Annotated in this window: 12 protein-coding genes; 3 read left to right on the top strand and 9 right to left on the bottom strand. The window is 65.1% G+C overall.

What is annotated here, in order from left to right; translation table 11 throughout:
* Window positions 1-4: 4 nt before the first annotated feature.
* Window positions 5-1117, bottom strand: a complete 1113-nt coding sequence (locus YUU_RS0102230; RefSeq protein ID WP_245287928.1) for an ABC transporter ATP-binding protein — start codon at window positions 1115-1117, stop codon at window positions 5-7.
* A 296-nt stretch (window positions 1118-1413) separates the two neighbouring features.
* On the opposite strand from YUU_RS0102230, the gene YUU_RS0102220 reads away from it, so the two are divergent.
* A complete protein-coding gene (locus tag YUU_RS0102220; RefSeq protein WP_035660950.1) occupies window positions 1414-2175 on the top strand; it encodes an inositol monophosphatase in 762 nt (253 codons plus the stop codon).
* Between the two features lie 207 nt (window positions 2176-2382).
* Here YUU_RS0102220 and YUU_RS60990 read toward each other — a convergent pair whose 3' ends face one another.
* The 5 genes from YUU_RS60990 to YUU_RS0102200 form a co-directional block, all read right to left on the bottom strand.
* Complete coding sequence (locus tag YUU_RS60990; protein ID WP_371260462.1) at window positions 2383-2805, bottom strand: hypothetical protein; 423 nt, start codon at window positions 2803-2805, stop codon at window positions 2383-2385.
* Window positions 2802-3173 (bottom strand): hypothetical protein, encoded by a 372-nt coding sequence (locus YUU_RS60985; protein ID WP_245287927.1) that lies wholly within the window; start codon window positions 3171-3173, stop codon window positions 2802-2804. The genes YUU_RS60990 and YUU_RS60985 overlap by 4 nt, the downstream gene beginning before the upstream one ends.
* 28 nt (window positions 3174-3201) lie before the next feature.
* On the bottom strand, window positions 3202-3921 hold the full coding sequence (gene radC, locus YUU_RS0102210) for a DNA repair protein RadC (protein WP_027520880.1): 720 nt from the start codon (window positions 3919-3921) through the stop codon (window positions 3202-3204).
* Between the two features lie 55 nt (window positions 3922-3976).
* Window positions 3977-4819 carry an intradiol ring-cleavage dioxygenase gene (locus YUU_RS0102205; RefSeq protein ID WP_027520879.1) on the bottom strand — a complete coding sequence of 281 codons (843 nt, stop codon included), beginning with the start codon at window positions 4817-4819 and terminating at the stop codon, window positions 3977-3979.
* Window positions 4820-4896: 77 nt separating this feature from the next.
* On the bottom strand, window positions 4897-5913 hold the full coding sequence (locus tag YUU_RS0102200) for a DMT family transporter (protein ID WP_245287926.1): 1017 nt from the start codon (window positions 5911-5913) through the stop codon (window positions 4897-4899).
* Window positions 5914-5972: 59 nt separating this feature from the next.
* On the opposite strand from YUU_RS0102200, the gene YUU_RS0102195 reads away from it, so the two are divergent.
* Window positions 5973-6566, top strand: coding sequence for a bifunctional transcriptional activator/DNA repair enzyme AdaA (locus YUU_RS0102195; RefSeq protein WP_035660743.1), 594 nt, complete (start codon window positions 5973-5975; stop codon window positions 6564-6566).
* Window positions 6567-6628: 62 nt separating this feature from the next.
* On the opposite strand, the gene YUU_RS0102190 is transcribed toward YUU_RS0102195, so the two are convergent.
* The 3 genes from YUU_RS0102190 to YUU_RS0102175 form a co-directional block, all read right to left on the bottom strand.
* A complete protein-coding gene (locus YUU_RS0102190) occupies window positions 6629-7999 on the bottom strand; it encodes an ATP-binding protein (RefSeq protein WP_198031683.1) in 1371 nt (456 codons plus the stop codon).
* A 399-nt stretch (window positions 8000-8398) separates the two neighbouring features.
* The gene (map, locus tag YUU_RS0102180; RefSeq protein WP_027520875.1) at window positions 8399-9217 is read right to left on the bottom strand and encodes a type I methionyl aminopeptidase; all 819 of its coding nucleotides are present in this window, start codon (window positions 9215-9217) and stop codon (window positions 8399-8401) included.
* Window positions 9218-9321: 104 nt separating this feature from the next.
* On the bottom strand, window positions 9322-10632 hold the full coding sequence (locus tag YUU_RS0102175; protein WP_027520874.1) for a mechanosensitive ion channel family protein: 1311 nt from the start codon (window positions 10630-10632) through the stop codon (window positions 9322-9324).
* Window positions 10633-10853: 221 nt separating this feature from the next.
* Between YUU_RS0102175 and YUU_RS0102170 the strand changes: the two genes are divergently transcribed.
* Window positions 10854-12647, top strand: coding sequence for a potassium/proton antiporter (locus YUU_RS0102170; protein ID WP_027520873.1), 1794 nt, complete (start codon window positions 10854-10856; stop codon window positions 12645-12647).
* The last annotated feature ends 242 nt before the right edge of the window (window positions 12648-12889 follow it).

The following is a 12889-nucleotide window of genomic DNA, read 5'->3' as shown; positions in this document are numbered from 1 at the left end:
CTGGTCAGGCGGCGGTGGCGGCTTCGGCCGCGGGAAAGATGTGAAGACGTCGCAACGGGATGCGCAGGCCGACGGCGGCGCCCGGTTCATGGCGTGCTGCGTCGTCGACCGTGATCTGTCGCCCGACCGCCTCGACGCGATAGCGATAGAGGCCGCCGGGATAGCTGCGCGCGGCGATGCGCCCGGGCACGAGGAGATCGCCCTGTGGCATCGCATCGGGCGCCGCGAGGCTTGCGACATCGTCGCGGAAATAGGCCACGGCCTCGCCTAAGGGCAGCGCCGTGGCATCGTCGTGCGCGAGCCGGGCGACCGCGTGTCCGGCACTGACGGCCGTCCCGTCCTCGTTGCGCACGACATGCACGGGCAGGACGTTCTCCGCACCCATGAAATTGGCGATAAAGGCGCTCGCCGGCCGATCGTAGACCTCCTCGGGTGTGCCGACCTGGGCGATCCGGCCCGCCTGCATGATGACGAGCCGGTCCGCCATGGTCATGGCTTCCTCGCGATCATGCGTAACGTGGATGGCCGTGACGCCGAGCCGCTGCTGAATCGCGCGGATCTCGTGGCGCATCGCCATCCGGATCTTGGCGTCGAGATTGGACAGCGGCTCGTCGAGCAGCAGGATGCGGGGGTCGACCGCAAGCGCCCGGCCGAGCGCGACGCGCTGCCGCTGCCCGCCCGACAGCGCCGTGACCTTGCGCTGCTCGTAGCCGCCCAGGCCCAGCATCGTGAGCAGCGAGGCCACCTTGGCAGCGATCTCGGCCTTGGCGGTGCCCCGTAGCTTCAGCCCGTAGCCGATGTTCTGCAGCACGGTCATATGCGGCCACAGCGCGTAGGATTGAAACACCATCGCCATGTCGCGCTTCTCCGGTGGCAGCAGAGCGACGTCACGGTCACCGACCACGATCGAGCCGGAGCGCACCGGCACGAAGCCGCACAATGCGCGAAGAAGGGTGGTCTTGCCGCAGCCGGAGGAGCCCAGGAGAGCGGTGAAGCTGCCGGGGGCAAAGTCGAGGCTGACGCCGTGCAGCACTGGCGTGCCGCCATAGGCAACGTGCAGGTCCCGCACCTGGATAGCCGCGCCGGCGCTCGACACGCCATGCGTTTCCGCCTGCACAATTCGTTCCCTCCACGCCGATGTCATTCTGCCAGAATGGAATTGTCCTTCCATTCCGCGACCGGCTTGGAATAAACGTATCGATCCGTAGCGTGCTGATGCAACAGATTTGTGAAACCCAAGATTTGTGAAGCCAGGATTTGTGAAACCATGCCTGCCGACGCGCAATCGACCTGGCTCATGCCAAACAGCGACGACGAAGTCTTGCTCCCGTGGTTGATCCCTGATCTTGCGGAGCGCTTTGGCACCCCGGTCCCCACCGAGGTTGTTGGACGATGACGCCGGCGGATCTTGCAATGCGGCGTTATGCCGTCCAGGGCCTTGTCGCCGAGGCCGGGCGACTGGCGCTGGACTATTTCGGCAAGCAGGACAGCCTCGGCGTCACCCTGAAGGGCGCTCAGGACTGGCTGACGGTTGCCGACGGAGCCGTCGAGGATTTCCTGCGGCAGCGGCTGGCCGTGCTCTTCCCGACCGATACGGTGATCGGCGAGGAGGGCGGCGGCGCAGCAAGCGATGCGGTCTGGATCATCGATCCGATCGATGGCACCGCGAACTTCGCCCGCGGCGACCGCAACTGGTGCATCTCGATCGGATTCCTGCACAATCACGTTCCCACCATCGGAATCGTGGCCGCACCGGCGCTGGACGAGCTCTACGTTGCCCAGCGCGGACAGGGCGCAACGCTGAACGGGCGGCCGATCACCGTCTCGGGCACCGAGGACCTCAAGAGCGCCTATGTCGAGCTCGGCTGGTCGACCCGCATTCCCTTCGAGCGCTACCTCGCCGTCCTCCAGCGCGGCAACGCCGCCGGCTGCGCGGTGAAGCGCTCCGGCTCGGGTGCGCTCGGGCTCTGCCATGTCGCGAATGGGCGCACCGACGCCTATCTCGAGCTGCACATCAATGCATGGGACGTCGCGGCGGGCATCGTCATCGCCGGCGAGGCGGGCGCATCGATCAATGATTTCTTCGCTGGCGACGGCATCAGCAAAGGAAATCCTATTCTCTGCTCCACTCCCGCGCTTGCTCCGCAGCTACGCGAAATCGTGGGGATTTCGTAAAGCAGGATCCAGAAAGCGCGATAAAATAAGGTGCGGCCGGCTGCCCGCTTCACCTCTCCCCAGCGGGGAGAGTCGGATTGCGAAGCAATCCGGGTGAGGGTCCGCAGCGCTCAGTAGGACCGTAACCCCTCACCCAGATCGCATCTTGCGATGCGATCTGACCTCTCCCTTCGGGAGAGGTGAACTGTGTCCTCGGCTCGCACCCTCTCAAGGCTGCTTGTCCGGCTTCTCCGGCATGATCTGGAGCAGCGACTCGGGTCCGATCGAGATCTGGCCTGCGAATGGCCGGTCGTGCGCGGCGATCAGGAGCACGGATGCCGAAACGCCGGTCGCAAACAGGCCCATCGCGATTGTCGCCGCGAGGCGGTTGTCGCAATGGACGAGGCCTATCACCACAAGCGCACACGCCGCCTGCAAATAAAGACACCACCATTTGACGGCATTCACCGCGGTAAGGCTGATGATGATGCGCTGCCGGCGCGCATCCAGCGCCTGCTCCAGCGCGTTGATGAGCTCGCGCTGCACGGTCGCCTGACCCGTGCCCTGCGGCGTCATCGCGACGACGAGCTGCAAGGCTTCGGCAAGCGCCGACGGCGTCGCTTTCAGGGAGACCTCCCGCTGCGCCATCATCGGCCACTCCACGGTGGCGGCCTGCCCGACATAGTCTCGCACCAGTCCGCGCAGGTGCGCGTCCTGCTCCGCTGGCAGGCCGGCGGCGAGCAGCTGACGCTCCTCAAGGCACTGGCCTCGCGGCTCACCGCGGCGCTGGCGCGATCGCTGTCGCCCCACACCTGCGCCGCCGTGAAGGCAACGAACAGGCCGAAGATGATGCCGAGCACCGGCAACATGCCCGGCGAGATCGTCTTCAGCGATTTCGTCGGCGCCTCCGTCGCGAACACCATGACCGCCGCGAACACCGTCGCGGCCAGAAAATAGGTGAAGCCGAAAATCACCAGCGCCATCCACGGCACCGGCAGGTTATGCAGCCAGTCGCTCATTTCATCTCATCACTTGTTTGGAAGGTCTTCAGATCAAGCGCAAGCCGCGCAGGCTCGCATGCCCGCCTTTGCCTACGATGATGTGGTCGTGCACGGCAATCCCCAGCGGCTTTGCGATCTCGATGATCGCCTTGGTCATCTGGATATCGGCCTGCGAGGGTGACGGATCGCCGCTCGGGTGATTGTGGACCAGGATCAGCGCAGTCGCCGATAATTCCAGCGCGCGCTTGATCACCTCGCGCGGATAGACCGGAGTGTGGTCGACGGTGCCGGTCTGCTGCACCTCGTCGGCGATGAGCTGGTTGCGCTTGTCGAGGAATAGGAGCCGAAACTGCTCCTTGTCGGCGAAGGCCATGCTGGAGCGGCAATAGTCGATCACCTCGTTCCAGGACGACAGCGCATTGCGGCTCTTTACCTCGCCCTTGGTCACGCGGCTTGCCGCTGCTGCGATCAGCTTGAGCTGGTTGATCGCGGCCTCGCCGACGCCCTCGACCTTGCGCAGCCGCGCCACCGGTGCGTGGATGACCTCGGCGAACGAGCCAAACGTCTTGATCAGCGTCTTCGCAAGCGGTTTTGTGTCGCGTCGCGGCAGCGCCGGAAACAGCGCCATCTCCAGCAGCTCGTAGTCGCTCAGCGCATCCGCGCCGGCGCTGTAAAAGCGCTCGCGCAGCCGCTCGCGATGGCCGTGATAGTGCGGCGGCTCTGGCGGTTCGGGCTTCTCGGAGGGGTCGCTGGACTTCGCGGGCATCGCACGCAGCTTCGCCGCGGAACCGCGATTTTGCAACCGTCAATTGCGATCGCGTTCAGCGGCCCGGCTTCAGCCCCGGCACCAGCGCGGCAAGCCGGTCCTTGATCTGACGGCCGAACATCGGCCCGCCCGCGGGCGGAGGTCCGCCGCGCGAACCGGGTGGCGGCGGTGGCGGGCCGGCGCGCCCGACCGTCGCGTCGGAGCGGCGGTCGACGCCGAGCGTCAAGCTCGCCACGTAACGGTCGCGCTCCTCCTTCACCGCGCAGAAGGCGCGATGCTCGGGATCGGAGCGCTCGATCACCATGTCGTTGGCGTTGATGATCGTGCGTTGCCGCGCGCGGTCCTTGTAGGCGGGCACGTTGGTGTAGATGAACTCGTTCAGCGCGTCGGGCAGGAAGGTCTGCCCGGTCAGCACGTTTTTCTCGTCGAGGAAAACCTTGAAATGGATATGCGTGGTGCGGCCGTCATACCAGCCGGGATAGATCGTGTTGAACGTGACCCAGCCGGCGTAGTCAGTCGCTTGAGTGCCGCGCAAAAACGTCTTGCCGGTCGCGTCCACGTTGTGGCTATCACTCTGGCCTGGAAACGCCGAATAGAGGCCCTTTGCGTCGCAATGCCAGATGTCGACGCGGGCGCCCCTGATCGCCGTGCAGGGCCCGGCCTCGATCACACGCAGCCGCAGCGTGAGGGGAATGCCTTGCTTGCCCTCGGTGATGTCTGTCCGCAGCAGCTTTGGATCGGCATAGAACGGCCCTTCCTCTGCCTGCGGCGTCAGGATGCAGGCCGGCTCATCCGAGGCCGCGGCGGGCTCGGACGCCGCCTGCGCGCGGGTTGGCAGCAGGCCTGCGGCACTGGCCGATACAAATCCGAGAAAGCCACGGCGCGTCGACGTGCTCACGAAATCTCTCCTTGCTCTGACGACAGATTGTCATCGGCGAACGGAATGGCAAGATCAGGCTTCGAAGATGGCGATAATCAGCCCGGAGGTTTCCCGCTGTTTCGCGCCGGCAGGGGCACCGTGACGGCAACGACGCCGGCGAGTATGAGCGCCATTCCGGCAGCAATTGACCATGTAAAGCGCTCGCCGAGCCATGCGGTGCCGAGCGCCACCGCAAAGCCTGCGCGCAGGTAGCTCCCGCTGGTCGTGCCGAGCGGGCCGATCGTGTGGATCAGGTGGAAATAGATCACCATCGCGAAGGCCGTGCAGACCACCGCGAGCGCGATCACCGCCGCGATCGCCTGCGCCGGCGGCGACGCCAGCGTCCAGGGCCGTTCGAGGATGGCTGCGACGGGGAGCATCAGGAGCGCGGCGCAGCTCATGGCGCCGGCCGCGGTGACGATTGCGGGGAGGTTCGAGAATCGCTGGCCCCATATTGGCGCGAGTGCGTAGCAGAAGCTCGCGCCGAGCACGGCCATCTGCGCCAGTGGCGCCGCCGTGCCGATCCCGGACAGCGCATCGATGCCCATCGTCATGGCGACACCGGCGAGGCCGAGGCCGACGCCGATGATCTTCTGGCCGCTGATCGCCAGTCGTCCGCGCCCGGTCATTAGCGCGATCGCGAGCACGAACATCGGCGGGGTCGCATTGAGCACGCCGGCGAGACCGCTCGCGATGTGCAGCTCGCCCCAACTGATCAGGGTGAACGGCAGCGCGCTTTGCAGCAGCCCCTGCACGAAAAAAGCCGCCCACACCGATAGCTGGCGAGGAAGGGCGTGTCTCTGCGCGCGAGCGATCAGGACCAGGAGAATGGCCGCGATCGCCACGCGCGCGGCAACCATCGTGAATGGCGGAATCGTGGGGATCGCGACCTTGATCAGCGTGAACGAACTCCCCCAGATCATTGAGAGAAGCAGCAGGAGCCCGATCTCGAACGCGAGAGAGGTTTGCCCTGACGTTGCCTGTTGCGCCTGTGTGCTCAGCCATTTGCTCCGGGATGTTTCGGCACCATGATCCCCAAGCGGCGGCGCAGGCTGGCTGGATTCGGACCTCATCGACCGATCGAGTCCGATTTCAGCTACTCGGCGGGCTGTGCTGAAACTATTATCCCGCCATGGCGAAGGCTTTGGTGCACCGGCAGACACTGCCACCGCATCTCGACTGGGAGACCTGCGATCGGGCGCGGCTGGCGCGTGCCCGCGCCTTCGACGGGTTGTTCTTTTCCGGCGTTCGCTCGACGCGCATCTACTGCCGGCCGGTCTGCCCGGTTCGTCCGGCGCGCTCCGAGAACGTCACCTTCTATGCGACCGCAGCCGCCGCCGAGCGAGCCGGCTTTCGCCCGTGCCTGCGCTGCCGGCCGGAAACGGCGCCGGGCTCGCCGGCCTGGATGGGAACAGCCACCACCGTGGCGCGCGGGATGCGCCTGATCAATGACGGCTTTCTGGATCGGGCGTCGATGACGGAGCTTGCCGAAGCCCTTGGCGTCGGGCCGCGCCATCTCCTGCGCCTGTTCATGCGCCATGCCGGCGCGAGCCCGAGCGAGATCGCAGCAACGCGCCGCGTGCAGGAAGCCAAGCGCCTGATCGACCAGACCGACATGAATTTGGCGGAGATTGCCTTCGCTGCCGGCTTCGGCAGCGTTCGGCGGTTCAACGATGCCTTTGCCGCGACCTACAAGCGGCCGCCATCGTCATTTCGTCGGCGATAGGCGATGCGGCGGAGGCGGTGGCGGGAGATCAGCCAATTTGCTTCTCGCCGTGTCGTTACCGCTCAAGACGTTGCCGGCTTTTGGGTCGCGATTGACTTGGTGGCCTCGATGCCTGGCTCGAAGTCCAGATATTCCGGCGGGCGCCGGGCGAGGCGCGCCCGCTTGATGCCGGCCTTTACGAATTCCTCGATATGCGCGGGAACGAGGTGCAGCCGCCCCAGGTCGCGGGTCAGGGTCTGTTGCAGTCGGCGTCTCGTCAATTCGTCGTTGACGTCGAATCGGTCCAGATAAAGGTCGAGGATGCGTTGCTTGTCGGCGTCGCTGGGATAGCCCATCCGGATATGCGCATCGAAGCGCCCGGCTCGCTTTGCCAGCGCTTCGTCGATTGCTTCCGGATGATTCGTCGTGGCGATTGTAACGATGTCGTCATACGCAGAGCCGCCGGACAGAACCTGAAGCAGCTCACCGGTGACGTCGTCCTTGTTGGTACCCGCAAGAGCATAGGGATTTTGCCGGCTCTTGGTCATGAGATCGAGGTCTTCGAGGATGACGACGGCCGGGGCCAGCGCTTGGGCCAGATGGTAAATCGCGCGGATGTGTTCGACCGCTTCGACGACCAGAATCGTGGCCTCGCCGGCGACGTCGTTGACGAAGCACTCGATCGCCGTCGACTTTCCATCGCCGGGCGGGCCCGAGAGAAGAAGTCCGCGCCTGATGCTGAGACCTTCCGTTTTCAACATGTCGCGGTTGCGGATCGACGCGGCGATGAAGTCGAGTTCACGACGGGCGTGCTCATGGGGGATCACATCGTTCCAGGAGCGGTCTGACATGCGCGAGCGGACAGTCCGAAGGTCGCGGTTGATGAGCACCACCCGGCCTTTGAATGGGTTCGACTCGCGCAGCAGCTGACGTACCAGCGACACGACGGCCGCCTCGTCCTGTTCGCGATAGATCAATCCGACGCTATCAAGGGGGGACTGGCCGTATACATGGCGGTCTGCCATCTGAACCACGAGCATGAACTGCGCGCCCGTTTCCGGGACCGTGCCCCGAAAAACGCTGCGCGGCCGTATCACCTGCAACTCGCCGTCGATGGTGAGGGTGATCTTGTTCGCGCGCCGGCCCGGGATGACGGCGTTGCGATCGGCAGAGCCGAAACCGGGAAGGTCGCTCAGCCACATCCAGCCAGGAAGATCTCCCAGTTTCCGGGTCAGGATTGCGATCGTGGCGTCGTCGGCGGGCAGCGACAGCGTGCTCGGGTCTTTGCCGCCGCAGAAGATGCGGAACAGGGCCGAATAGCCGATCTGCGGCGTCGCCGAGCGTTTGATCTGCTTATGCTGAGCCACGATGTAACCAAGGGCGGCGGACATTGTCGCAAAGCCCTTGATGGTGTCTTCCGGTATCTCGGTGAGTAGCTGGTCCTTCAGCGTCAACGATGCTGCGGCGGATTCGGCGTAGAGCCGCTTGATGAGCGGGTCGCTGGCTACAGCGGCGCCTTCGCTGACCTCGCAGACGCCATGAACGAACTCGCCGTCGGCATCGGTGCCATACACTGTTGCCGTCACGTTGAGCGACGATGCGAGAATTTCAGCGGCCTTGCGGGCCTCGGCCATCCCTTTGACCGATCGCTCCTCGATCACCGGCTTGCCGGCAACTTCGGAGTTGCAACGAACCACATATTTCTGGCCGACCGACGAGCGGTTCTACTCGACCTTGAACCACATGCACCATGAACCCCAGCCGCGCCGCTAGCTCGCGGCGCCAGCGCTGGCGATCTCTATCAGACGACTTCCGCGCGTTCCAGGGTGCCTCGCGACACGATCAGCGGGCGATCACGCCACCTGCTTCTCGCCGTGCCGCTCTGACAGCGTGAAGATCTCGACGCCGGTGGCGGTCACGCCGACGGAGTGCTCGAACTGCGCCGACAGCGAGCGGTCGCGGGTGACCGCGGTCCAGCCGTCGGACAGAATCTTCACGTGGGGCTTGCCGAGATTGATCATCGGCTCGATGGTGAAGAACATGCCGGGCTTGAGCTGCACGCCTTCGCCGGGCCGGCCGATATGGATGATGTTCGGCTCGTCATGGAACATGCGGCCGAGACCATGGCCGCAGAAATCACGCACCACGCTCATGCCCTGCGGCTCGACGAAGCTCTGGATGGCGTGGCCGATGTCGCCGGTGGTGGCGCCGGGCTTCACGGCGGCGATGCCGCGCATCATCGCCTCATAGGTCACTTCGATCAGCCGCTCGGCCTTCCGCGCGATCGGGCCGATCGCATACATGCGGCTCGAGTCGCCGTACCAGCCATCGACGATGAAGGTGACGTCGATGTTGACGATGTCGCCTTCCTTCAGCGGCCGGTCGCCGGGCATGCCGTGGCAGACCACATGGTTGAGCGAGGTGCAGGTCGAGTAGCGATAGCCGCGATACATCAGCGTCGCCGGATAGGCACCATGGCTGAAGGCGAACTCGCGGACGAACTCGTCGATGCGCGATGTCGGCACGCCCGGGCCGACGATGTCGGTGAGCTCATCAAGACACTTGGCCACCAGCGCGCCTGCCTTGCGCATGCCGACGAACGCGTTCGGGCCATGCAGCTTGATCTGTCCGGTCTTGCGCAAGGAAGTATCGGTGGCTTCGACGTAGCTCATGAAAGGTAATCTTTTCGGCGGAAGCGTTTGATTTCTGGCCCTAATTTAATGATCGCGGGCCTTCATGCAAGCCAAGCTTGGCCGCCTTGCGGCGAAAAGCTGCCTCAACTCGGGACTTCTACGGTGGTTTCGACCGGCAGTGCGCCGCCGCGGACCCGGATTTCCCGCACCGGGTAGGGAACCCGGATGCCCTCGCGCTTGAAGGCGTCCCATAGCGCCAGCATCACGTCGCTCTTGACGTTGTCCATGCCGTCGGGGTCGGCGATCCAGAAGGTCAGCGAGAACTTCATCCCGGCCTCCGCGAATTCGGTCAGGATGCAATTCGGCGGCTTGCCCTTCTGCGCACGCGGATGTGCTGTGGCGGTTTCGGCGGCGAGCTTGCAGACGAGCCGCGGATCGGCGTCGTAATTGGTGCCGAAGGCGATCTTCACCAGCGTGTTCTTGTCGGTGTAGGTCCAGTTGACGACCTTCTGCGTCACCAGATCTTCGTTCGGCACCAGGAATTCGCGGCCGTCGCCAGCAGCGACGGAAATATAGCGCGTCTTCATCGCGCTGATGCGCCCGGTATTGTCGCCGATCGTGACGAGGTCGCCGGGCTTCACCGACTTGTCCGCGAGCAGGATGATGCCGGAGATGAAGTTCGCGACGATCTTTTGGAGGCCGATACCGATACCGACGCCGACAGCGCCGGAGAACACCGCGAGCGCCGACAGGTTGATGCCGACGGCGTCGAGCGCGATTACGACGGCCACCGTCAAAAGCCCGATGCGGATGATCTTGATCAGCAGCACCTGGACCGACGGGGTCAGGTCGGCCGTAGAGTTGATCCGGCTCTCGGCGAAATTGCTGGCGATGTTGGTGAGCCAGAGCGCGATGATCAGGAGCGCGCCTGCCTTGATCAGCAGCAGCGGCGTCAGCCGCAAGCCGCCGAGCACGATCGCGAAGGAGTCGAGCAGATCGACCGTCGCATCCAGCTGGCCGATGATGGAAAGGGCCGCGACGAACCACGCCGTGACCGACACCAGCTTGACGATGAAGGCGTTGCGCAGCACCGAGGTCACAAGCCGGATCACGAGCCAGGCGAGGCCGAGCTTTGCGGCGACCATCAACAGATAGCTGCGGCTCGGCCAGGTCGCGTGGGACATCACCACGCGCTCGACGATGACCAGGAAGGTGAAGACCGCCGTGGATGCGCTGCCGACCAGCACGCGGATGAAGTGGCGCAGCGGCAGCGGCCAACGCATCGCCAGCGACGTCATGTCGATGCGGTTGCGGATGGCCGCCTCGGAGGCCCAGGCGATCCCGGCCGCTCCTAGCATCAGGCCGAATTGCAGGTAGAACCAGGGCGAGGCGATCTCGGCGCCGACGCTGCGCGCCGTCGTCTGCAAGAACTCCATGAGGTCTTTGAGGTCCATGTCAGTGGCGAGGTTTCGTTGGCAGATCGGGCGGGTTTGATTCGCGGCAGCGGCAGATTCCCACAAAGGGTGCGGCCGGGCCATCGATACACCGGCACGCGATGCGAGTTAAGGCCGTAAAATGCGGGCAGATTGCCGCGAGCGGCAGAAATGGGTTGGCGGGCAAGTGTGGCGACGATAAGGATGGTTTTACAATGATTTCCTCTCCCACGTGACGACGGATGGCGTCCCTCGACTCGGTCAGCATCGCGATCCTGCTCGGCGCCGTCCTGGTGATGGCGGGCATCCTGTCGAGCTTGCTCGCGTTGCGCTTCGGCGCGCCCCTGCTGCTGGTCTTCCTCGTCATCGGCATGCTGGCCGGCGATTCCGGCCCCGGGCAGCTCCAGTTCGACGACGTGCGGACGACCTACCTGGTCGGCTCGGTGGCCCTCGCGCTGATCCTGTTCGACGGCGGCCTGCGTACGCGCTTCCAGAGCATCCGCACGGTGCTGGCGCCGTCCGTGGTGCTCGCGACGGTCGGGGTGCTGCTGACCGCGCTGATCACGGCGCCGTTCGCAAAATATGCGCTCGATCTCAACTGGGCCGAGTCGCTGCTGGTCGGCGCCGTCGTCGCCTCGACCGATGCCGCCGCGGTGTTCCTGCTGGTGCACACGCAAGGCCTGCGCCTGCGTCCGCGCGTCGGCGCGACGCTGGAGGCGGAATCCGGCACCAACGATCCCTTTGCGATCTTCCTCACCCTGATGCTGGTCGAATATATCTCGCTGGGATCGAGCTCGCCTGGGCACGTCTTGATGGAGTTCGTCCAGGAGGCCGTGCTGGGCGCGATCGTCGGCGTGATCGGCGGCCGGCTGGTGGTGATCGCGCTCAATCAGGTGGCGCTGCCGCAGGGCCTGCATGCGCCGTTCGTGACCACAGCCGCGCTCGTCATCTTCGGCGGCTCGCAGATCATGCACGCCTCGGGGTTCCTCGCGGTCTATCTCGCCGGCATCATCATCGGCAACCGGCCGACCCGCGCACATAATTCGGTGGTGACGTTCCTGGACGCCGCGACCTGGCTCGCACAGATCGTGATGTTCGTTTTGTTGGGCCTGCTGGTCTCGCCGCAGCGGCTCGGTTCCAGCGCCGTGCCCGCGATCGCCGTCGCGCTGGTCCTGATGCTGGTCGCAAGGCCGCTCGCGGTGTTCCTGTGCCTTGCGCCGTTCCGCTTCAACTGGCGGGAAAAGGTCTTCATCGCCTGGACCGGCCTGCGCGGCGCGGTCGCGATCTTCCTGGCCTCGATCCCGATGCTGGTCGGGCTGTCGAAGGCCTATCTCTATTTCGACGTCGCCTTCGTGGTCGTCATCATCTCGCTGCTCTTGCAAGGCTGGACGCTGGCGCCCGCTGCGCGGCAGCTGCATGTCGCGCTGCCGCGCAGCGAACGCGGCCCACGCCGCGTGGAATTGGACCTGCCCGGGCAGCTCGAGCAGCAACTCGTCGGCTATGCCGTGCGGCCCAAGAGCCTGTATTTCCGCCGCGGCCTGATCCCGTCCTGGTCGAAGCCGACGCTTGTCATCCGCAACGAGAACATTTTGACTCCGACGGAGGCCGACCCGATCGCGCCGGGCGACTACATCTACCTGCTGGCGCCGCCGGAAAAGGCCGAGTCGCTGGACCGCTTCTTCGTCGACATGCAGCCGAGCACCGCGCCCGACCCGCATCTGCTCGGCGACTTCATGGTTTCCGCCGAGCATACGCTGGCCGAGCTCGCCGCGATCTACGGCGTCAAGGTGAGCGAGGACGAGGGCAAGCTGACGCTCGCCGACTATTTCGACGTCCATCTCGACCGCGCGCCGAAGGAAGGCGCCGAGCTCGCGCTCGACGAGATCGTGCTGGTCGCCCGCTCGATCTCCGGCGGCCGCGTCAACGTGGTCGGCCTGCGCCTGCCCGAGGACGAGGAGACGCCCGAGCCGGTGACGCGGATGAAGGCGCTGCGCCGCAAGCTCGCGGATTTGTGGATTTCGGTGGCGGGGATTTAGTGCCTACCTGCGCGCGACGGCGCGTGATGCCGACGTGCTTCTCCGGTGTCGTCCTGGCGAAAGCCAGGACCCATAACCACTGTCGGCAGTTTTACGAGGACTCGGAGTTACCATCTCCCGCTGCGACTTCTCCCTTGGGTAATGGGTCCTGGCTTTCGCCAGGACGACGACGGAGCGTGACAGCGTGCGGAACCGCCACCAATCCGCCGCGACTTGCCGAACATTCGCGCACCGCATCGTGA

It is taken from the genome of Bradyrhizobium sp. Ec3.3 (assembly GCF_000472925.1).
In the GTDB taxonomy this organism is placed as follows: Bacteria; Pseudomonadota; Alphaproteobacteria; order Rhizobiales; family Xanthobacteraceae; genus Bradyrhizobium.
Note: the sequence above shows the minus strand (reverse complement) of the source record. Positions and strands in the feature narration are given on the sequence as shown.